At 51.1% G+C, this 22,628-nt stretch carries 18 protein-coding genes and 2 pseudogenes; 4 read left to right on the forward strand and 16 right to left on the reverse strand.

The features are described from left to right. Positions 1–66: 66 nt before the first annotated feature. The 3 genes from GF111_RS10320 (at position 67) to GF111_RS10330 (ending at position 2,374) form a co-directional block, all read left to right on the forward strand. A complete protein-coding gene (locus GF111_RS10320) occupies positions 67–795 on the forward strand; it encodes a hypothetical protein (RefSeq protein ID WP_154235518.1) in 729 nt (242 codons plus the stop codon). Between the two features lie 17 nt (positions 796–812). Beyond that, positions 813–1,781, forward strand: coding sequence for an IS5-like element IS903B family transposase (locus GF111_RS10325; RefSeq protein ID WP_000654805.1), 969 nt, complete (start codon positions 813–815; stop codon positions 1,779–1,781). Between the two features lie 80 nt (positions 1,782–1,861). Then, entirely contained in the window at positions 1,862–2,374 is a 513-nt protein-coding gene (locus GF111_RS10330; RefSeq protein ID WP_154235519.1) for a hypothetical protein, read from the forward strand. Between the two features lie 165 nt (positions 2,375–2,539). On the opposite strand, the gene GF111_RS10335 is transcribed toward GF111_RS10330, so the two are convergent. From GF111_RS10335 to GF111_RS10350, 4 genes and pseudogenes are all read right to left on the reverse strand, one after another. Further along, complete coding sequence (locus tag GF111_RS10335) at positions 2,540–2,920, reverse strand: putative T6SS immunity periplasmic lipoprotein (RefSeq protein ID WP_047729148.1); 381 nt, start codon at positions 2,918–2,920, stop codon at positions 2,540–2,542. Between the two features lie 96 nt (positions 2,921–3,016). After that, positions 3,017–3,397, reverse strand: a complete 381-nt coding sequence (locus GF111_RS10340) for a putative T6SS immunity periplasmic lipoprotein (RefSeq protein WP_224217837.1) — start codon at positions 3,395–3,397, stop codon at positions 3,017–3,019. Further along, positions 3,394–3,918, reverse strand: a complete 525-nt coding sequence (locus GF111_RS10345; protein WP_147192006.1) for a type IV secretion protein Rhs — start codon at positions 3,916–3,918, stop codon at positions 3,394–3,396. Before GF111_RS10345 ends, GF111_RS10340 begins: the two co-directional genes overlap by 4 nt. A gap of 861 nt (positions 3,919–4,779) precedes the next feature. After that, a pseudogene (locus tag GF111_RS10350) lies at positions 4,780–5,163 on the reverse strand (winged helix-turn-helix domain-containing protein); the annotation flags it as partial. A gap of 378 nt (positions 5,164–5,541) precedes the next feature. On the opposite strand from GF111_RS10350, the gene GF111_RS10355 reads away from it, so the two are divergent. Then, the gene (locus tag GF111_RS10355) at positions 5,542–6,861 is read left to right on the forward strand and encodes a hypothetical protein (protein ID WP_144349882.1); all 1,320 of its coding nucleotides are present in this window, start codon (positions 5,542–5,544) and stop codon (positions 6,859–6,861) included. Positions 6,862–6,868: 7 nt separating this feature from the next. On the opposite strand, the gene GF111_RS10360 is transcribed toward GF111_RS10355, so the two are convergent. The 12 genes and pseudogenes from GF111_RS10360 to GF111_RS10415 all read right to left on the reverse strand — a co-directional run bounded on the left by GF111_RS10360 (position 6,869) and on the right by GF111_RS10415 (position 22,220). Next, on the reverse strand, positions 6,869–8,326 hold the full coding sequence (locus GF111_RS10360) for a glucosyltransferase domain-containing protein (protein WP_162420237.1): 1,458 nt from the start codon (positions 8,324–8,326) through the stop codon (positions 6,869–6,871). Beyond that, positions 8,316–9,251 carry a glycosyltransferase family 2 protein gene (locus GF111_RS10365; protein WP_047729161.1) on the reverse strand — a complete coding sequence of 312 codons (936 nt, stop codon included), beginning with the start codon at positions 9,249–9,251 and terminating at the stop codon, positions 8,316–8,318. The genes GF111_RS10360 and GF111_RS10365 overlap by 11 nt, the downstream gene beginning before the upstream one ends. After that, a complete protein-coding gene (locus GF111_RS10370) occupies positions 9,248–9,610 on the reverse strand; it encodes a GtrA family protein (protein WP_047729164.1) in 363 nt (120 codons plus the stop codon). Before GF111_RS10370 ends, GF111_RS10365 begins: the two co-directional genes overlap by 4 nt. Positions 9,611–10,097: 487 nt before the next feature. Then, positions 10,098–10,472: a DUF596 domain-containing protein gene (locus GF111_RS10375; protein WP_047729166.1), complete on the reverse strand. Its 375-nt coding sequence runs from the start codon at positions 10,470–10,472 to the stop codon at positions 10,098–10,100. Between the two features lie 5 nt (positions 10,473–10,477). Next, positions 10,478–15,829 carry a DUF637 domain-containing protein gene (locus tag GF111_RS10380; protein WP_047729167.1) on the reverse strand — a complete coding sequence of 1,784 codons (5,352 nt, stop codon included), beginning with the start codon at positions 15,827–15,829 and terminating at the stop codon, positions 10,478–10,480. A 65-nt stretch (positions 15,830–15,894) separates the two neighbouring features. Then, positions 15,895–17,549, reverse strand: a pseudogene (locus tag GF111_RS10385) (ShlB/FhaC/HecB family hemolysin secretion/activation protein). Positions 17,550–18,211: 662 nt separating this feature from the next. Continuing rightward, positions 18,212–20,560 carry a primase-like DNA-binding domain-containing protein gene (locus GF111_RS10390; protein WP_147191579.1) on the reverse strand — a complete coding sequence of 783 codons (2,349 nt, stop codon included), beginning with the start codon at positions 20,558–20,560 and terminating at the stop codon, positions 18,212–18,214. 11 nt (positions 20,561–20,571) lie between these two features. Then, positions 20,572–20,907, reverse strand: coding sequence for a DUF5375 family protein (locus GF111_RS10395; RefSeq protein WP_076741054.1), 336 nt, complete (start codon positions 20,905–20,907; stop codon positions 20,572–20,574). Next, positions 20,904–21,167 carry a hypothetical protein gene (locus tag GF111_RS10400; RefSeq protein ID WP_016928972.1) on the reverse strand — a complete coding sequence of 88 codons (264 nt, stop codon included), beginning with the start codon at positions 21,165–21,167 and terminating at the stop codon, positions 20,904–20,906. The genes GF111_RS10395 and GF111_RS10400 overlap by 4 nt, the downstream gene beginning before the upstream one ends. Further along, positions 21,164–21,709: a host cell division inhibitor Icd-like protein gene (locus GF111_RS10405; protein ID WP_147191577.1), complete on the reverse strand. Its 546-nt coding sequence runs from the start codon at positions 21,707–21,709 to the stop codon at positions 21,164–21,166. Before GF111_RS10405 ends, GF111_RS10400 begins: the two co-directional genes overlap by 4 nt. Before the next feature lie 5 nt (positions 21,710–21,714). Further along, entirely contained in the window at positions 21,715–21,960 is a 246-nt protein-coding gene (locus GF111_RS10410) for a hypothetical protein (protein WP_147191576.1), read from the reverse strand. Next, positions 21,957–22,220: an AlpA family transcriptional regulator gene (locus tag GF111_RS10415; protein WP_147191574.1), complete on the reverse strand. Its 264-nt coding sequence runs from the start codon at positions 22,218–22,220 to the stop codon at positions 21,957–21,959. Before GF111_RS10415 ends, GF111_RS10410 begins: the two co-directional genes overlap by 4 nt. Positions 22,221–22,628 lie beyond the last annotated feature (408 nt).

A 22,628-nucleotide genomic window follows, 5' to 3' on the forward strand; every position in this document is an offset into this window, starting at 1 on the left:
TAATCCTTATGTAGCATAAATTTGGTTCCACACTTGAAGGAATTTTTTTGAGAAGGATTTCACATAATGAGTTATGTCCCTTTTAAAGCACCTAGCAAGAAACTGATTATATCTGTTCTTTCATCCTCCGCATTCATTACCGGACTAACCATCGCAGTTATATGGTTATACCTTTTTAATTTAGACAGACTAGATATATTCTATGATGCTATTAGCGCTCGTTCAGCTATAGCCGTGATATTTGGCTTTACCATAATATCAACTCTTGGTTTTAGCACGTTAATTTTTTCTTCTTCATTTATTATAATACTGATCTTTTCTAACTATAAAAATGAACTAGGGAAACAACACAGCACAGTTCATGGATTTTCTAACGTTGGATTATTTAATAATCTAGGTTCATGCATTCTGTTGATCACATCTTTTATTGTTTATAATTACTCAATAGCAAATGGGTACGTATGTACTATACTTTTCATTGTCGCATCTTTACTTTTGAGCTATTACATTACTTATGTAAAAATCATAAAGCCAATTAAAATAACTCATCAAAGCAACAGCGAAATAAAAGGCAGAATAGGTAAAAGGTCGATGATATTTTTATTACCTTTGTCACTACTTGCCCCTGCTATTGTACAAATACTTCCTCTTTTGTTCTTACTAAGCCAGCTAGAGTTTACAGACGGCAGTAGCGATTTTGCTCAACTGGCTTTACTTGCTGCCGTAGCTCTAACATTTTCCACCTTAAGTATTCTACCTGGCACTATTTATATAAATGAAGGCTTTGTTGAATAAATCGAACTTTTGCTGAGTTGAAGGATCAGATCACACATCTTCCCGACAACGCAGACCGTTCCGTGGCAAAGCAAAAGTTCAAAATCACCAACTGGCCCACCTACAATAAAGCCCTCATCAACCGTGGCTCCATAACTTTCTGGCTGGATGATGAAGCTATTCAGGCCTGGTATGAGTCGGCAACGCCTTCATCACGAGGCAGACCTCAGCGCTATTCTGACCTTGCCATCACGACTGTGCTGGTCATTAAACGCGTATTCAGGCTGACCCTGCGGGCTGCACAGGGTTTTATTGATTCCATTTTTACACTGATGAATGTTCCGTTGCGCTGCCCGGATTACACCAGTGTCAGCAAGCGCGCAAAGTCGGTTAATGTCAGTTTCAAAACGTTCACCCGGGGTGAAATCGCGCATCTGGTGATTGATTCCACCGGGCTGAAGGTCTTCGGTGAAGGCGAGTGGAAAGTCAAAAAGCATGGCCAGGAACGCCGCCGTATCTGGCGTAAGCTGCATCTGGCAGTTGACAGCAACACACATGAAATCATCTGTGCAGACCTGTCGCTGAACAATGTGACGGACTCAGAAGCCTTCCCGGGTCTTATCCGGCAGACTCACAGAAAAATCAGGGCAGCATCGGCAGACGGCGCTTACGACACCCGGCTCTGTCACGATGAACTGCGGCGTAAGAAAATCAGCGCGCTTATCCCTCCCCGAAAAGGTGCGGGTTACTGGCCCGGTGAATATGCAGACCGTAACCGTGCAGTGGCTAATCAGCGAATGACCGGGAGTAATGCGCGGTGGAAATGGACAACAGATTACAACCGTCGCTCGATAGCGGAAACGGCGATGTACCGGGTAAAACAGCTGTTCGGGGGTTCACTGACGCTGCGTGACTACGATGGTCAGGTTGCGGAGGCTATGGCCCTGGTACGAGCGCTGAACAAAATGACGAAAGCAGGTATGCCTGAAAGCGTGCGTATTGCCTGAAAACACAACCCGCTACGGGGGAGACTTACCCGAAATCTGATTTATTCAACAAAGCCATAAATGAAAAGAAGAACGGTGGTATGCTTCACTCCATTATTATTATATTAGTATCAATCCCAACAGCCTTAGTTGTTTTATCCATGATATTCAGACCAATACCAAATATGATTATAAATCTAACAATGAATCTATCTGGTATTAGTGACTGGCGTATCCATCAGTTTTACATCAAAGAAGAAACTCACCCTCATACCATGTTTAATGGTCTATTATGGAATACGAGATATTTTCAAAACATACCTAGTAGATTCTTTATCACTGGCGTTAGTGTATTCACTTTAGGTAATAAACAACTAATTTGCCCAACAACAATCATACAAGCTAGAGCGGAAAGTTTAAAACTAACGGTTGATGACATCAATAAACATGATGAGAAATTAGTCAAGTTAAAAGCATCCGCGATGAATTGCATTCCATTTAACAAAGGTGAGATCCATGTTTGGGACTCACCCATTCTAGAGCCAATTTATTATGAAAAGATAAAAATAAAAAATGAAAACAGCATGATAAAACTGATGCAATCATTAAAATGACAACATCATAATTACAGCTCTCTAAACAAACCTTATGAGGGCTGTTACTACCACTCGAAAAATCAATCAATTAACTAGTAAAGTAAAATTTAAGATATTAATATGGAAATAACTAATAAATATTTTCATCTATAACGAGTCAACCAGAAATCATATAATTAAAACCTAATTCGATTCCAACACAACCTCCTCACCCCGTTTCCACACGATAAACCCGGCCTCATAAGGATGCAAAGGCGTACTGACAATAATACTGTATCCTTCACCGGGTATAAAATCATACTCATCGACTCCAGGAACACACTTCCCCGGTTCCAATGCAACAGGCGTGTTAACATATGATTTTTCATAGTCATAATTATCATTGCCATACTGCCATATGGCTACCTTCAGAAGGCTCTCCTCTCTTTCCATGTCATTCCTATCGACAAAAATGCAGATCTTGCTGCCAGCAACAGTTGCTTTTGCCGGGCGTAAATTGACTTTATCCCCCATAGGGCAACCAGAGATAAAAAGAGGAATAAAGAGTAAGAGGATTTTTTTCATAGTGGCAGCCCTGCGATTCCTATTACAGGTTGTAATTTCTATAGAAATAATGAATTACTCTCATGATAATCTTTAGTTAAAACATCTCATTGCAATCTAATCGGGCCTCAGCATCATGTTTTCACCCTTCTTCATCACAACAAAACTGGTTCGATACGAATTCAGCGGTGTTCTTACCAACACAGTGTATCCTTCACCGGCGATAAAATTAAACTCACCGATACCTGGAACACACTTGTTGGCCTCCAACGTTACCGGGTTGTAGGCATATGACTTTTCGTAAACATAGTCATCACTACCCTGCTTCCAGATGGCGATATTCAGTATGGATTCGTTTTTTACGATATCGCTCTCATTAAAAAAAACGCAGACGTTACCGTCTACGATCTTACTTTGTGCTTGATAGAGATTAAACCTGTCACCGGTTGGGCAACCCGAGATAAAAAGAGGAAAAAGAAGGAATAAATATTTTCTCATAATGGCAGCCCTGCGCTTCTGATTATGGGGTTAAATTGTGACAATGTCCTTCTGTCCACTATCCCGATGAGTTTCCTGTTTGGCAAGCGGAAGAAGGTATTCGCCCCATATCTCTTGAGAATGAAATAGTCTGAAATTATCGATGCTTGCTGTTCCATGCTGTAGTGGCGCAGCAAAGGTTTATCAAGCCGATATTGATAACTTACCGCCCAACTGAGAAGCCCACGGGCGCGTACCCACATGCCCTTCTGGTGCTGCCAAACGTGTACCATCTCATGAATAAAAAGATGCTGCGCTTCAGGATCTTGGCTCGCATAATCTCTTTCATAAAGTGACCTACGAAAGTACAACTCCCCATTCGGGCTCATCGCCGTGTACTGATTCTGCAATCCAAACGGCAGATAGCTGTCGCAGTGAACCAACACGGTCTGATAGAAAATGGTGCTGCCAAACACTGAACGCGCCAGATTGACTTCGCCCGGCGTTAACGCCCGCGTGATCCCTTCCTGTTGTGGCTCCATCCTGGAACTCCTTGATCCGAAAGGGTTCAATGAAACGCCATTTTAGCCTTTAAGGTCAATCAGATAGGCCTTAGGAAAGCATCAGGAAGATCCGGTTTTTACTGAAATGGGAAATACGTCAATACAAAGTAAAGTGGGTAGGTAATTGCGGCAGGCAGATTCCAGGCACAAAAAAACCACCTTTCGGTGGCTTCTTGTTCGCGCGGTACTTAATGGTGCGAAGGCCGGACTCGAACAATTACATAATACAATGAAATATATAAAGTAATTATAATTCATTCGAGATTATGCCCCTTTTTGTGCCCCCAGCATAAATCCCGTGATACATCAGAAAATTAATCCTTCCCCCCTGCATTTTCGACCAATATTCAATCAGATAAAAGATTTCGGTTTGGTTCCGTCCTACGAACCCAAACCGGAAGCGCAACTGAGTATAAATTGTCACGGGTATTTTCTGAACACAACGTTCTCTTTCTTGGAGGCTGAAAAAAGATTTATAGAAAAACTGGTCACACTGTTCAATTTTTAATTTAGTTGTTTAAAAACAATAACTAACCTTGATTAGTTGGTGATGAGTTTGCCCTGACTGGTCACTTACAGTGAACAGTAAGACCCAAAAATGCAAAATACCGGCCTGAACCGATGATTTATTGCACGGCGGGTGAGCAACAGTGAGAAGTTTAATACAGAGAAAAGGCCTGCAATGCAGGCCTGAGTAGTCACCGCTACGGGGTTCCCCGGTGTTGGGTGTATGCGGTTTGTACAGGACGACTATAAGCGGCTCCACACAACAGCGTCCAATGGGTTCGGAAGATCAATAAAAGCCTATTGATCGGCAGAAACGATCGTGACGCCATTCGCTTAGCACATTTCACACTTGGGGAGCCAGTCAGCTTCACAGTCTTCGCTCAATATCAGATTGGTCTGCATCCCCTGATTGGTCTTGCGTTTCAGCAGCGCTATTTCGTACTCATGCAGGGTTTGCGGAACCGCACGCCCGAACGCGGTCAGATTTGTGCCCCGGGCTTCCATGTAAGAGAGGTACGCGTGATACAGGTATTTGCGTGGGTTCGCCGGGGTAATGTTGGCATTACCGATATACAGGCCATCGGGCGCACTGACCGCCAGCAGGTAACCGCAAAAATCGACCAGCGGATCAGCACTGCGTTTAATCTCCAGCGCTTCATCGGAGTTCTGTTGCGCTTCCAGCAATGCGTGGGCCCCATCAGGCATGGCAGAACGCTGTGAGCACAGGAATAATAGCACGATGAATTTAAATGATTTAATTCAACAATGAATTATACACCAACATATACACAATTTTTTGCCCCCCGAACTGTACCATTACAGACAGTGCAGGAGATCGTGATGATCCAGATACAATATTCCCGCATGTTGTTCCCAGACCGGCCTAATACGCCAGAAAAAAATATTTATAGAAAAACTGGCCATACTGTTCAATTTTAAAATAATCCTTTTAAAAACAATAAATTGACAGCGAACACTGAGTTAGAAGTCTGCATGAATCGCTCATCAAGAGTGAACACTCCGAACCATAATGGAATAGCGCTTTTTTCAGTAAAAGTGCACTATAGATAACCTACCATAATGAGAGACCATAAAATGCCATCTAATCCAATTGAAAATCCAACATTCAATATCACAGAAAATACCCCCCCTCTTAATTTCGTCACGCCTGAGATGTTTGGTGCCGTAGGAGATGGTGTTGCGGATGATACGGCGGCAGTGCAATCCGCGATAAACTCTGGAAAAGCCGTTATTTCTTCAAATCGATATCGACTTACCTCATCTATTCAACTATCAGAAAATAATTTCATGGGGTTGGGAATGACCACTGTTTTTGATGTGGATCATTCAGGGCATGGTTTTATTATGCCAGTGAAAACCGGCAGGGGTGTGAAGCTGATTTGCGGTTTTAGGTTAATATCAACCGCCAGTAAACCAAAAACAAAGTATGCATTTTTCTTTCCAGGCACAGCCCCCGGAGCTACGAGCATTTCTTACACCAGTGGTTATACATTCAGAGACTTAGAGATTGGTGGTGGGGGAGCATTTGGCGGCGGGTTTTTCTTAAAAGATGCCTTTAGAGTCAATATAGATAATGTAGGCATGACTTCGGTGGCAAACCCTATCCATGTCGCCGGCAGCACGTTGCAGTTAACGGTAAGTCATACCATTGCAAACAGCGACGGTGCCGACTTCGCCGCATTTGGCAGCAGTATCGGCTGGTGGATGACGGCTGAAAACTATGGGGGATTGGGGGTGCATATGCCGGAGAATATCAAATTTATAAATTCATCCGTGGTCGGCTATGATTACGGTGCAATCACAATAGGCAGCATGGTTAGATTGGACAATCCAGATATAGACTATGCCGGAGTGATAGGATGGCGCTATGATGGCGGTAACCATCATGTAATGAATGGCGGGTATATTGCGACCAATAACACGACAAAGCCATTTTCTGGAGTCAACATACAAACGGTCACTCCTGGCCAGGCCGGCGTCGAAGTGGTGAACTCAGTTATCACGTCATACCGTGGCGGAATGCCTGCGGGGAGTTTTGCAATTGTTGCCGGAGACTCTGACACTAATCATCAGGGAGGCATGGTGATCTCGGGCGTCAAGATTACCGGAGCGGCAAATTCATGGACATCTGGCGTACGTTCAGCATCAGCAAGATCGCTAAGTTTATCTGGATGCCAGATTGATAAGGGATCTCTGTCAACCAACGATGCGATTTCTGTCAGCAACCAAATGAATATTAGCATCACATCATGCGATGCCGGAACGGCTAACATAGTTTATGGGGCGCCCGCCAAAAATGCCGTTGGCGTCATCGAATGCAACGTCGCCACTGTAATAAGCACGGGTGTTGGCACAGCATCTAATTTCCGTGTGTTTGCCAACACCCCTCAATAGATTAAGCCTAAGGCAGGAACGGAAGCCAGCCCTTTTCATCAGAAAGCTTAATTACAATTACGCCATTTTCTGAATAAACTGAACCGTCACGTGGCCAGTTAGGTTTAACCATTATATCACTCAGCAGGCTTTTCACCTCCTGTTCATTAGCTGGCTCTGCATTGCAGATTTTATAATGGTTAAGAAATGCGACAGCTCTTAAATAGTTACCACCATCCCACCAGAAGAACGACTTTCCAAATGTATCCGAACGCAAATTCATGGTATTGTTTTTATCATAACCCCCATGAATATAAATTTTAGCCCCATCACAGGCTTTCCCAATTTCACCAATTCTTTGTTTGATTTCTTTCGCCATTAATACATCATTTTCTCTAACTTCAACATCATAAGAGAATAATTTATTAACGAAAAATATATTAGTGCAGATCACTAATGCAGCAATGGCGCTTAGCGTATTGTTTTTCTCTTTATATGTCAAAACCAATATATAAGAGAAAGACATAGCAGCGCCGCATGCAACAAACAACCTGGGAGGTGATGAGCTTCCGGATATGACGATAAATGAGAAAGTAATAAAGATAACAATCAATGACAACAAAGCAATTGTTATATACTTACCGTCTTTTGATTTTGCATATAAAAAAACACAGTATAAGGTAGCAATTAACAATATAACCAGTGTAGTTCCACCATAGAACTGTAATCCAACAATAGCTCTTAGAAATCCGTTTACCACAGTCAAAAAATAATGAAAACCACCATCGGAAAATGACATGTATGATGAAAGATAGCCATCCGCATTGACATTGAAATGTTTTTTTACAATTAATGAAATAACGGCATACAAAATCAATGAAATTAACGCTGACGATGCCCCTTTAGCAATCCCTTTAATTAAATCCCTGAGGTTTATCTCGTCCCTTGCCAGCATTATGGTGTAATAGGCAACAATAACCACAGCAAGGTATGAAATAAGAGTTTGATAGATCCCAAGTGATAGTGCTATCAATATTGATGCAGCAATAAACCCCAGATAGCCTGACCTGGAAACCAGGATAAGTGCTGATATCGTGCACATCAATACACCTAGAGAAAACGTATCCGATTGATTTAAAAATTCAAGCTGATACGCCAACTGAGGTGATGTAATAAATAATAACAGGGCAAATGCAGAGTGGAAAGGTGATAATCTGAAAATCTTGCAGAAAACCATCGCCGCAATACAAATTAAAATTACTGATATCAACGGCGTCAGAACGGGTAAAAAAGGTTCTGGCAGAAAATAATTGCGTAAAAAAGCATGGAACCATCGCCCGAGAGAGACGGTCTGATAGAAATTGTTGGTGAACTCTCCATCAATATTAAGCGTAGACCTATATATGTAGTTACCATATGTGAATACGGCGCCTAAAAATGACGCAACAATCATTATCAAAAATGATCTTAGATTATTAGTTCTCACCCTTAACTCCATTTTTATTTTTTTCTATATATCTTGGGCGTTTCTTACTTTCCAGGTATATTCTGCCTATATACTCGCCCAGAACACCAATGCCTATTAGCTGAATACCACCTAGGAACAGAATAGAAACTAAAAGTGATGGATACCCTCTAACTGGATTACCAAAAATCAAGGTGTCAAAAATCATCCAGAAACCATAAAAGAAGGATAACGCTGCCACTCCCAATCCTATGTATGTCCAAATACGCAATGGCAAGGTGGAGAACGATGTAATGCCTTCCAATGCAAGATTCCAAAGCTTCCATCCATTAAACTTTGAAATACCTGCTACCCTTTCGGCTCTGCTGTACTCCACTATCTCTATGTTGCCGCCAACCCAGCTAAGAATACCTTTCATAAAAAGGTTACGCTCTGGAAGGCGTTTTATATTTTCTACTACCTCCCTGGACATAAGGCGAAAATCACCTACGTTTTCTTCTATTTTAGGCGAGCTTATTTTGTTATGGAGTTTATAGAACCAGGCTGCAGATTTTCGTTTTAATCGGCTATCGCTCGATCTGTCAGTGCGCTTTGCCAGCACCATATCAGCGCCCGCGTGCCATTTCTCTATCAACTGAGGTATTACGCTAATTGGATCCTGCAAATCAACATCGATAGGTATTACGGCATCACCGGAAGCTCTCTCAAGCCCGGCAAAAAGTGCCGGCTCTTTACCAAAATTGCGCGTGAAGGTAATAGTGCGAACGAGAGGATCAGAGATTGCCAGGGCATTAATAATCGACTCAGTGGCGTCTTTACTTCCATCGTTAATGAAAACTATCTCTATGACATATTTAGAAAGCGCTTTCGATTCTCGAACGCTGGTATAAAAAATCGGAATGGCCTCCTCTTCATTAAAGACAGGAACGACAAGGGAAATTTTCATCTCTTTTCCTTGAATACTATGTACTTAGAGTAAACGTATCCGCAAATCAAACTTATAGCGGAAAAACTAATTAAAGTAATCCATGGTGTGATTGTGTAATGGTCTGCCATATAGCCCGTGAGGATACTTAAAAAACCCATAAACGCTACATACAACACATATCGCGTGGTAGTTGCCGTCGATTGAAATGTCACTTTCGTATTCACGAAGAAAGAGAAGGTGACGGCAATGCAGAAGGCTACGAAGTTGCTCAAAGCCTGATCGGCACCGAGGTACCTGAGCATGCAGAAGAAAACTGCCCAATGAATAGCGGTGTTAAGCACACCAACGGCGGCGTACTTGAAGAATTTCTTGTCCATTAGACCATCCATGAAAAACGAAGGGACAGATCCTAGCATTTTTAATGTTTCTGGCAAGACCTAGTAAACGTTTGGTCTGGATTTGCAACAAAAATTGTCATCGCCAAAACTCGTTTCAAAACAGCGCAGCGGCCCAGCCCACGCCTCTGCATCACACATGCTATAGTAACTTCGGTATATAAACCACGATCCTATACTGAAGCGTAAGTGATTATTCGTTCCTGACAGCCCGTTGAATCCGCATTTCCACTCACTGAACACCGATCGGTGCTACATCACCAATTCCGCCGAGCCACTTAACCAGTAGCCCGTTACGCGCTCAAAAACGTAACGGGTTCCCAGCAGGTAGTTCCGTGAAGCAGGTAGTGTGGTTGGCGATACCAGCGATATCGCCGAGCGGAGAGATTGGCGCCTGGCGTGCCACACTACCAACCGAATAACCGCCCCATCGTTGCCGACTCGGCGTTCTCTGCACGCTGACAACTACTCAGGTCCAATCTTCATAACCGCTGTCATGGATCCAGACAATACAGCCAGGGCATTCCTCTGTCAGAAACCAGAATCCGTCGAAGGCATCAGCGTCCATTTCTTCTTGATTTTTGGGAAATCTCTCGCGATACAGTGCAATCTGCTCAGCGACACTTCCCTCCAAGAATTTGCCTCGGCTGGCCAGCTTGATCTTCCCGTCTTCGAGTAAACGTTGAAGAAACGCAAAGAAATATTCTTTTTTCTCTTCAAAAGGGAAGGCATCATTCCAAATGTCCTCATCTGGGCAACTCACCCCCCAAAGCGCATCAATGGCCATTCCTTCCAACGTATATGCTCTTTCTTCATATAATGAATCTGAGATTATTGGTTTCATTCTAATCACCTGAATTTTATTTCAACTTTCTTTACTTTCTGCCCTACAGCGTCTCCAACACTTGATTTGCCAACTATATCAATAGTCCAGCGCGCCTTTGTTTGCTCCTTGCTATCTGAATACTCCCTCAGATTGATAGTGACACCATCTTTCTTTGCATAATAAACCATGCCCTGTGGTGTGTTTTTCGCTTCCAAAGGCACCGTACCAGCCAGCGATTGGGCATAGTCGATGATTTCTTGTCTTGACAATTTTTCCGTCGCAAAAACTTTGGTCGTTCCGGACTTGTTGCCTCCCCCCTCGCCCAGCACCTGCTCAAACTGCTGGCCAAACACGCTCAGCTTACTTTCGCTCTGTTTCGGGTCAAATACTTTAACCAGCTGATCGGTGCTGGTCTTCTGCAGCGCCTGCAGCTTTTCTGCCGCCTGCGCCGACAATCTGGCGTCAGCCGCGGTTTGCGCTTTTACCAAATCCGCAACCGGCTGGGTGTTGAACACTCGGCTCTTCAGCGATTCATCAACGGTCTTCACCGTTTGCTGCGCCAGTGTTTTCGCCGCGTCCTGCGTTTTTCCGACAACCAGCGTGGTTCCGGAGGCGATGGCCCCGGTACCGATGACCGCATCTGGCGCCGCGATATCGGCGGCATAAATTCCTGCCTGGTTCAGGCACAGGGCCGGGTTGGTCTTGCAACCCGTGATAACCAGTCGGGCGGCCGCAACCAGCTCCGGGGCGGCGCCCAGCAGCGTTAAGCCACCGGCCGTCAACACTATGCCGCCGCCGCCAATCACGGCAACCGCAGCCGCACCCTCGCGGCGGGCAGCCACGCGCTTCGCCGCCTCCGTATCCCCATTGCCCGCCGCCAGAATATCTCTCTGGTTGTCCAGTGCAAACTGCATGAACATATGGTCGGTCATGTTGTAGCGATAGACCGACTGCGCGCTGTCCGCGGCACTGTAGGTGCCTTCTGGCGTATGGGTGGTCAGCGCCCCGGTCAGCGCGCCGATAACACGTGCTGTCTGCTCTTTAGCCTCGTTGCCGTTTAGCGCCTCTTGCAAGCGCAATATCTGACGCTCTTTCTCATTGAGATTGGCCGGTTCGAACAGCGTGCTTTGCATAATCACCCCGGCCAGCTCCGCCGCCAGTGCTCCAGCCGCTGCTCCTTTGCCGTCACCCTTGCCGATTTCCGCACTGATGCCCGCCAGCACCGCATGACTGACCGATTTCCCGACCACGCCCAACACATCCCCGTTATCCCCTATCAGGTGGGCGCCTTCGGCCTGCACCTGGCCGCCGATATTCGCCAGCAGCGCGTTGGTCAGGTTGTCTTTGAAGCTGCCGCCGTTGATGGTGGTATTGAGGCTCGAGCTGATAATGGATTGCCCCGCCACCCGCTGCGCCACCTTGCCCCAGTCTTCATTGTTTAAGACCGGCAAGCGGGCCTTGTCGGCCGGCACATCCAGTTTCAGCACCATTTCATCGAACCCGGCCAGCGCCCCGCCTATCGCCATTGCGGTAACCACCGACTTAACGCTGCCGCTACTACCCAGCGCTTTCAGAGTTTTCGATAAATTTCCCTGGTTTTCCACCAATGCCACCGCAGCCTGGGACATCAGGCTCGTCATCCCCGCATAGGCAGAGCCGTACACTGCGCTCGCGCTTGCCCCGGCCGCGCCGGTGGCGGTAACGGCCGAGCTGCCCGCCGCAGCCGCCAACCCCGCACCTGCCGTTACCGCCGCCGCCGCAATGGCTATCACCGCCGCTACGGCCGGGTTCAGGCTCTGGCTTTTATAATCCCAGCTGTCGTAGGCATCCTTAACCACGCTCCACTGCACGTCGCCGCGTTGATTAAGGCCCTTCAGCCATTCCGTGCCCGGGCTATTGCCCATCGCGTTAATGGCGCTTTGCAACGCCTGGCCATTTTGCGCCTTCACATCGGCAGTCACGCCCTGAGCGGCATCAATCGTCAGCTTGCCCCCGGTGTAAATGTTCGGCAACAACCAGGTGGTTTCGGTATAACCTTTATCGGCCTGTTTGATGAAAAAGCCTTTGGAAATCGAAACGGTCTGTTCAAAAGAGGTATTTTTTACCGCGCGGAAATTAATTTTCCCGTTAGTGCTGGTCAGCCTGGCGTTTTTGCCTGCTTCTATTTTGCTGGCTTCATAGGTACTGTCGTCACGGCTCAACAGGTTGATGTCGCCGCCGGCGCTAAACTCGGTCACTTTGTTGGTCACATCGTGACGCGTCTGGGTGACCTCTTTCTTAGTGATGCAAAAAGACCATTTGCTGCAGGTCTTCTTTTTATCTTCATAGTGGTTAAACTCTTCCACCGCCTGCGCATAGAGATAGCCGCCTTTGGCCGTGACATCCAGCGTGCCTTTTGCCAACAGCCTGGTACCTTGAAACAGAATGCTGCCGTTCGACAGCAGGGTCAGCAGCCCGCCGCTGTTCAGTACGCTGCTCTGCTGCGTCACCGATTCGCTATAATTTCCGTCACCGCTATGCTGGGTGCGGTTTTTGACCGCCTCAAAGGTCAATGGGCCGTTAGCGGCGATGTACATATTGCCGCCGGAAGAAAAGTCGGTGCCATAGGCGGCGATATTGCGATTGGCAACCAGCGACATCGCCCCCTCCGCCCGCAACAGCGTGGTCAGGTGCCGAATATCCAGATCGTTCTCACCGGAAGCACTATGAGTATACTCAACGGCGGCCAGCCACAGATTACCTGTCATAATATCGAGGTTTTTGCCGGCATGGACGGTAGCCCCCTGCAATCCCATATCTCTGGCAGAGTGAAGGAGAATACTCCCCCCAGCAGTAACTCGGCTTCCGCGTTCAGGCGTTTGCGATTCGGGAAACAGGCTCGCGTAAGGCGGCGTATCTCTGGGGTTCAAATCGACGTTATGCCCCGACACAATGCTGACATCTTGCCCTGCAGTCACGCGCGCGCCGCGCATATCAAGGTAGCCATTACTGCTCAGAGTAATGGAGCCGGAAGCGCTCAGATTGCCCGGCGCATTCAGCGCATCGTTATACCGCTGCTGAACCGCCGCCTGGCTGCCGGGTTCCATTTTTGTGTAGTCCAGCAACCCATTACTCCGCCAAACCTTAAGTCCACTGCCGGCGTTTATCGTGATATTTTTGCCGTCAGCCAACACGCTGTCCAGCAGGAGCACATCCTGCCCGGCCTGAATCGTCAGATCTCCGCGCGCATACAGGCTGCTAAACCAGCGGCTGCCATCAGCATTAAAGAAATGCGGCCCCGCACTGGTTACCGAGTAGACCGGCCCATTGCGGCTGAGCAGCGTAATATCCAGGGCATTCACATTGCTTTGCCAGAGGTCTATGTTGTTTATCGCCGTCATTGCAACGGAATTACCCGCTTGAATAACCCCCTGTTGAAGGGCGATATTATTGTCGGCAAGCAGGGTGACATTTTCTTTCGCCACAACCACATCCGACAGTTTAATGGTGCCGGCCTTCAGTAAGACGTTTTTAGCAGATAAGGTTTCACTGCGGGGAATAACCGTAACTTCAGCAACCTGAACAGGATCATAACCCAGCGGGGTGTCAATATTGATGGTGCTGTTGAAGTCCGCCACCAGGTTGCCGCCGGCAACCAGCGTGGCATTGATATCCCCATCAGCACGCCAGCTGCGCGCGGAAGCACCCGGCTGAATAAAGCTGATGGCGGGCAGAATACCGTTTCCTTCCTTGTGTTTGCTGTACGCCTCGCCGTCTGTCGCGAAATGTATATGATTGCCGAGCGTCCCCAGCGACTGGCTTTTTACCACCAGATTGTCCCCGGTGAGGATAAGGTCCTTCGCGGCACGAATATCACTCAGATGGTTAATCAGCGTGGACGCATTGGCATACAGGTTTCCGCCGGACGCGATACGTCCGGGCGCAGATATCCCCTGAATAACCGTTTTTGTTGTCCCGTTATTGAACCACCGGTCCTGCGACGCGTTCCATCTATCTGCACAGGCCATATCGCCAGTGCTACACCAGCCGGCGCCGAAATATTGACTCATCGCCCGCGTGAGCGAATCTCTGTACGCATTCCCATCCCCGATATTGCCCGACGCACGGGCCTGATAGATAGCATTGAGCAGGTTGATACCGTCGCGCTCACCCGTATCCGTTTGCTCTCCCAGGTTAAGTACGTCAACCGTGTTATCCAGCTTCTGAGTGCGTATTACCAGGTCGCCGCCGTTGGTCTTGAGAGTGGCCGAGCGGTTCTCGATCAGGGTCGATTTATTGCCCTGCGCATCCTTCTGGATCCACAGGTTGTTATTGGCGTGGATTTTGGTGTCTGAGCCCACGTTACGCACCGTATCGCTGAACACGCGAATATCGCGGCTGGCGGTAATTTGCCCTGCGTTAGTCAGCATCTGGCTTGCCAGCGTAGCGTCCTGATCGGCCTGAACGGTGGCACCCGGTGCGACGAGCATGTCTCTGGCGCTGACGTTAAGGTCAGTCTTGCTGCGCGTGGCACCAGCCAGGGTGATTTTACCGTTCACGTTCAGCGTGATGTCACGCTGATTGGTGATAAGATCCTTCAGGTTAACCCCTACCCCATCCTCATTGGCCACCAGGCGGATTTTGTTGGCATACATACCGCCCAGCGCTCTGGTATCTACCGCCAATTGAGGTTTGGCCCCTTCGCCAGCTATCGGGGTGACCATGCCATCCTTAAAGCTGATGCGGTTGGCGCCCTGGGTCAGCGACAGGTTTTTCGCTTTGATTTGCCCGTTCAGCTCTGTGGCGCGGCTGATGATATCGACATAATCCTGCGCGCTGCCGTCCAGGCCTTTTCCACCGATGGTGACTAGGCCTTTTTTGACCTCCAGCGCCTCCAGCGCGCCCTGCTTGTCGAACTGCGGTTTGCCGGTGGTCAAGGTCACGCCCGGCGCATTGATAAATCCACAGCCGTCGCAGCTGATGCCGTTGGGGTTGGCTATCATCACGTTGGCCTTATTGCCGAACACCTCAAGCTTGCCCTGCAGCTCGGAACGGCTACCGCCGGTGACTTCGTTGATGATCAGCTCAGCGGCCTTGCCTTTGAGATTGCCGTTGGCATTCAACTGCCCGGCCAACTGCGACTGACCGGCGGCGGTGGCGTTGTTCAACACCGCGCCGGGCGCGGCGACATTGAAATCCTGATAACTGTTGTGCGAGATGCCGGCGCCGTTTGGCGTGGCAATATTGACTACCGGCACGTTGCCCTGTTGTATCTGGGTATTGCCGTTGGCGGCGTTGATGCCGGCGGCGAAGGCCGGGTGCAACGGCTGCAGCGCCGTCAGATAGATCAGCAAATAGCTGGCGCCGCGCGCCAGCGGGTGATTAAGCTTATCCACTCTTCACTCCTTTGAAAGGATGTTGGTTTTCAGGCGCCTGCCGGCGCCGATGCTGTGCGCTGGCGTTATAACGTGACGGTGGCTTGCCAGTAGGCCACCCAAAGATCGGGCTTCAGGCTGCTCGGGTGCGTCAGCGGCTTGCCGACGGTGAACGACTGGTTGAACCATCGGCTGTTCAGCGCCGCGCCGAGCGCTACGCCGGTAACGTTGCCGCCGTCAATTTTTCCGGCGCGCCCCTGTACCCAGCCGGAGTCCAGCGCGCCGATCAAAGCAAGTTCTCCCAGCCCCGGCTGCGTCATCAATTGCCAGTTGAGCTCATTGCGCCAATAAGCGCCGCGATTGCCGGTCAGGTACTGTTCCTTGAATCCGCGCACCGAGTATTGCCCGCCTACGGAAATACGCTCGCTGGCGTACAGATTGTCCGCACTGGTTTGGCCATAGGCCGAAGTCAGGTAATACAGCGAAGGAGTCAGTGGATAGAAATAGCTGGCGCTGAGGCTGAGCTTGCGAAACTCGCTGCGCGGGGCGTCGGTATGGCGCGGGTCATCCTCTGTCGCGCCCAACATGGAAAGGCCATGGCTTATCGTCGGGTTCAGCGTCAGATAGCCGCCTCCCGCGGTTGCACTGTAATTTCCGCCCAGGCTAAATACGCTGAGCGTTGGGCTACTGACCGCCAGGCGCTCACCCGCCAGGCGGTTTCCGTGCGCCGCCGCGTCAGCCCGATATCGATGGCAAACTTGCGCGTGCCGTCTCGCAACAGCGTGCGGCTAACGCCCAAGCGCTGGGTTTGGCTGTTGCCCTGATAGCGATAAGTTTCGCCATTAAAAGGCAGGTTCTGGAAAAAATCATTCCAGGCATACTGGTAGCTGAACAACCAGTAGCCGTAAGGCAAAGTCAGGCTGCCGTTCAGGCTGCGGCTGCGATGGCTACGGCTGAAATCGTCGTTACGCGCGGCGGACAGCGACCACTGCTCGGCAAGGTGTAGCGGGTTGTCCAGCGTCACGCCGGCATTCATCTGCCCGGTACCGGTGTTTTTCTGCCCGCTGTTGTCCGCCCCGGCGGAAACCGCGACGGGCCAACGCGCAGAGCTGCGCTGCAGCACCACCCGTGAATACCCCGCATGCGCACCGGGCTGGATATCGATGTTCACCTGCTGCGAAGGCAAGCGATTGAGCTGCTCCATGCCCTGTTCAATATCCCGCAGATTCAATACCTCACCGGCCATGCCGGGGAACGCCATGCCCAATGCCAGTTTGCTTTCGCCATCGAGAGTAATGGATTCGATCCGCCCTTCGCTGGCGCTGATGGTCAGCATGCCGGCAGAAATATCTTGTTCTTGCAGATAGGCCTGAGAGGTGACATAGCCGCGTTGCAAATAGGCATTGGTGGTTTCACGCACCAGGCGATTGATGGCGCTCAACGTCAGGCAACGCCCCTGGTAGGGTTTGGCCAGCCGGGTTTTTACCGACCAGGAAAGATGTTCGGCCCCCTGAAACCTAATCTGCCGCACAAGCTGGCAGGCTTCACCAGCGGCGGCAGGGGCCGGCAAGGGTAAGGCCGGCAGAGCAACGTTGTTTTGCAACGCCTCACGCTGCTGCTGTGTTTGATCTAGTAAAGCTTTTTGCTGGCGCTCAATGTCATTTTGGTCAGCAGGGCTAACAAATGCCGACGCAGCCCGCACCTCCAAACCACCACTCATTGCAAGTAGCCAAGCTCCCATGATGAACCAACATCCTTTGTCGATACGCAATCAGTCCTCGTTGACATTCAATCACACACAAGCTGAAAAGTGTAAATAATAACCAACAAATGTCTAGTTAATTATATTTTACAACTAAGAGGTGGATTTTCATCTTCTTCTAATGTGGGTTAGTAAAATGAAATGCAGGTCGATGCAGATCTGAGCATTTATAAACGCTGGTCACTACACCTAAGGTCGGACTCATGTAGTGCCTTAACTTATTAATAATAATTTTCCTGCACAATGGATTATCACATCTCCGTGAAAAAAAGATTTATAGAAAAACTGGTCACACTGTTCACTTTTTATTTTAGTTGTTTAAAAACAATAAATTAACCGTGATTAGTTGGTGATGAGTTTGCCCTAACTGGTCACTCACAGTGAACAGTCAGCCCCATAAATGCAAAATACCGGCCCGAGCCGGTGATTTATTGCGCTGTGGGTGAGTGGCAGGGAGAGGTTTTAGACAAAGAAAAGGCCTGCAATGCAGGCCTGAGTAGTTACCGCTACGGGGTTCCCCGGTGTTGGGTGTATGCGGTTTGTACCGCTCGACTATAAGCGGCCCCGCGCAACAGCGTCCAATGGGTTCGGCAGATCAATAAAGGCCTATTGATCGGCCCGGCCGATCGACCCGTTTATCGTCACACCGCCCCGCACTTCGGCAGCCAGTCCGCTTCGCACTCTTCACTCAATATCAGGTTGGTTTGTATTCCCTGCTTGGTGCGGCGTTTCAGCAACGTGTGTTCGTACTCTTTCAGCGTCTGCGGCACCGCCTGGCCGAACGCCGTCAGGTTCATCACGTGCTGATAGCCCCGTGCGGCCATAAACGACAGGTAGGCGTGGTACAGATAGCGGCGCGGGTTCGGCGGGGTGATGTTGGCATTGCCGATCATCATCCCTTCCGGGGTACCCAGCACCGTCAGGTAACCACAAAAATCGACCAGCGGATCGGCATGCCGTTTGATTTCCAGGGCTTCCGCCGAACTCTGCTGCGCCTGGAGCAGTACACGCGCATCATTCGGGTTGGCGAAGCGTTGCATCAGGTGACGCACAATCACAGCCAGCTCTTCGGTGATCTTCGCCAATAGCAACGGGTCGCGCTCTTCGGGGGCGATAGCTTCCGGGAACGGCAAAATAACCCGGCGGCGCGAGATGCCGCCGCTGCGGTCGCTGAACTGCATCGGGTTGTTGTTCACCGCCAAAATCACCGCTGAAATGTGCGTGGAGTAAGGGGCACGGTGTTTCGGATCGATAGCCACCGCATCGCCGCCGGTGATGGCCTTGATGCCCGCACCGTCACCGCTCCACTTCTCCTGGTCAGGCAGGATAATCAGCGAGAACCCGACCACAGCGGCGCGCTCGCGCGCCGACTCCAGGTTGTCGATGGTGGCCGAGGTGGTGTTGTCACTACCTGCCAGCAGCCGGGCGATGGCCGCCATCACACTCTTGCCGCTGCCGCCGGGGCCGGTCACTTCGAGGAACAGCTGCCAGTCGTAGCGGTTGGCCAGCACCATAAAGAGTGCCGCGAGGATACGCGCCTGTTTGTCGTGATTGCCCCCGGCGGCCCGCGTCAGCCATTGCCAGAAGTGCGGCGCATGGTCGGCCAGATTCTCCCCGGCGCGCGGCGGGGTGTAGTCCACGCTGTTGACGGTGCGCAGCCAGTGCTCTTGCCGGTGGGCGCTGAACTGCCCACTAACGGTATCGAATACCCCGTTACGAAAGCCTATCAATCGGCGGGCAGGCTCGCCCATCTGCGGCACCATCAGCTTGAGGGTGTCCAGGATGCTGTTGATACCGGCGGCGGAGAACGGCGCGCGTACCTTCTGGAACAGTGCAGCAATCTCTCGGCTCAGCTGTCGGTGTGGCAGCACCTGCCAGGCGCCGCGCGTATAGCGGCACAGCTCTTCCCCCACCGGCGGCACCGCCAGGGTATTGCCGTAGTGCTCGGCCAGCAGTTCGGCTTTCTCGCTGGCGCTCATGGCTTTCAAATCGGCATCGCTCAGCGTGTCGAACGGGCTGGGCTGTGGTGACTGGCTGAGCGCCTGGAGCTGGGCGCGCGTGGTCTCAATTCCCTGATTACAGTAGACGTCGTTCCAGTCGCCCTCTGTGGGCGGCAGTGCCGGAGTGCCGCCGGTGAGTGTGGCCGCCTCGGCGGCGCGGATCTGCCCGGTGCCGCTACGGTCATTATCGGCCGCCAGCAGCAGCCGCGCGTCCGGGTAGTGGCTGCGTAGCTGCTCCGCCACCGCCGCCAGGTTATTGGCGCTGAGCGCCACGCACACCGTCTCACCGGTCAGGCGATGCACGGTGAGACCGGTGGCGTAGCCCTCGGTGAGCCAGATAACCGCGTTGTCCGCCCCACTCAAGATGTGGCAGGCGGCTTTCACCTGCCCGCCTGCCAGCATGCGTTTGTCTCCGCTGGCGTTAATCAACTGCACGTTGACCACCTCGCCTCCGGCATTGTGCAGCGGCAGCAACAGGTCGTCGGGCTGGAAGGTGATACCGCCGACGCGCAGCGGCTGACCGTGCAGGGTCAGGGTTTCTGCCTCCGGCCAGCCTTTGGCGCTCAGGTAGGCGTTGCCGGTCTGGGGCCGGGCAGCAGCCACCAGAGCCTGTGCCTGTCGCGCGGCCTTGCGCTGGGCCTCGGCCTTGTCTTGCCCGCCGGTCTTCTGTGATGCATGGCCGGTCTCAGCGGCCGGTGGCAAGGCGCTGGCGTTCTCCCCCATCACGGCGGCCACCTGTTCGGCAGCGGCCCGGGCAGACAGTGACAAGGCCTTTTCCACCAGGTTGAGGCCGTCACCGGCCCCGCACTGATTGCAGAACCAGGTGCCGCGCCCGCCCTGGTTGTCAAAGCGGAAGCGGTCTTTACCGCCGCAGGTCGGGCACGGCTGCGGCTTGCCGTTCGGCTGCAAGGCGATACCGAGAGCCGGGAGTATCACCGGCCAGTGGCCGGTGGCGGTGCGTACGGTCTGGGAAACGAACTGGGCGCTCATCCTTTCTCTCCTCAGTGTACGGTGGCGTTCTGTGCCGCCGACAGGCGCTCGCAGCACAGCTCGTCCATCATCTTTTGCCCCAGCGCGGTCAAGCGCGGTGCGGCCACCAGAACGTCCGGCTGCACCATGTCGCTCAGCATGGTGCACGCCATGTCCATGCCGTCATCCACGCCGTACTGCCGCACAAAATGTCCCTCCAGGCGCAGGGCAATCGTCATCTGCAGCTCGTCCAGCGTGTACCCGAGGCTCACCCGGTAAAAGGCGCAGGTATCCAGATAGGCTTGCGCCACGGCGCGGCGGAAAACGGCGGTACGGACTTCAATCGGTAAACAGGATGAGGTATTCATGCGGCGGTGGCCTCCATGCGGGCAAGGATTTGGGTTTCACAGGTGTTGACGACGTGGCCGAGCTGATCGGTCAGCAAGGCAATGACCGAGGCAAACGATGCCTGTTGCACGGCATCGGGGCGCTGGCCGCCGAGGTCGAGGGTGTCCAGCAAGTCGAGGAACAGCACGCCGGTGGCGTGCGCATGCTGAAGACGCAGAAAATCGGCGTGCGGGATTGGGTAATGGGTGTCGCGGTAGTAGCGGTCGGCCAGGGTGTTCATGCTGCCGCCTTAACCGGCAGACGACCGGCAAAGGACAACACGTAATCACGGGCCAGCAGGCGGCGGGCGTTGTGCTCAGAATCCGCCACCGTGCGCAGCATGCACGGGGTTGCCGTCAGGGCAGTACGGCGAATGGCCGCAAACAGGAAACAAAATTCAGGGTAAGTCGGGGTGAGGGTCGTAGCCATGGTGGCAGCCTCCAGCAAGTATTGGTTATTGCTACCACCGAAGTTTCCACGCTTATGGGTGGTAGCCCAGACGGGGGTGGAAATACCGGCCTTACTGGAAACCGGCCTGACCGAAGTCAGCCCCGCCTGAGCCACCATTGATTGACTGCTGCGATAGCATAACATCCACCGCGCAAAAAATGAGCGAGCAAAGGCTGCGACGAAAAAAAACACGCTAGGCGCGTGTTGTGTCGCCAGTAAGTTACACGGGTTTCCACGCCCGGCTGCCGATTTTGCGGCAGCGGGAGGACTATAGCGCAGGGCCGGACAGGGGGGCAAGCCGTAAGACACCCCCGGACGTTCAATCGATCGCATAGTGATCAACAGTCGGTCAATTGGTCGTTGCGGGTATCGGCAGCCGCGCAGGTCAGCGGCACCGGCCCGGCACGGAACAGGCGCGGCTGAGCCTGGCGACTCGCCAGACGAATAACGCCATGTTTTTCGCTGCGGTGCTCCGGCAAGACGACGCCAGGCTCTTTACGCTGCAACAGGATAGCTTCCGCAATAAACAGTGCGTCGTTGTCGCTCAGGGTAAAGTGCTGGCGACCCAAGGTTAACTGCATCATGCGGCAGCCTCCTGGTGACGGTTGGCGATACGTTCGTCCATCCACTGCTCGACCTCGGAGGCCAGCCAGGCGACGTTTTTACCGCCGAGGGAGATCTGGGCCGGAAACTGCCGGCGACTCATCATCTCGTACACGGTGGAGCGGGACAGGCCGGTGGTGTAAAGCACTTCCGGCAAGCGAATAAAGCGCTCGCGCGGGGTGTAGCCATTTTGAAACACCGGCGACGGGGTGGATGGAGAGGGGGTGGAAACGGTCAACATAAAACGCTACCTCTTTGTGTCCGGCCAACGCTGGCCGGGACTGTGTGAACTTCGGTAGCGCCCTATTATGTGAATATTTACCGGGGTAGCAACAAGGTGTTGTTGTGTGGTGGAACAGATTTTATGATTATTTTTCAATCAAGTGGACATATTGGCCTATATTGGCCTTTATTGACCTTTGTTGGCAAACCGGCCGAAAAGCCTGAGCGATGGATGGACGGTTGATTAATAGGGGAAAACCGCCAAATACCGCTAGCCAGAGAAAAGGTCGTTTTGGGCCGGGTGAACAGTAGTGAACACTGGGTGAAGAGTTTGGCGAGAACTATTCACCACCTTATCCTCTGATTTATCTATATTTTTTATTTAGGTGAACACTAGTGAATAGTTTTAGTTAAAACTAAAAATGGC

The sequence above is a fragment of the Serratia sp. HRI genome (assembly GCF_010119335.3).
Classification (GTDB): domain Bacteria; phylum Pseudomonadota; class Gammaproteobacteria; order Enterobacterales; family Enterobacteriaceae; genus Serratia; species Serratia nevei.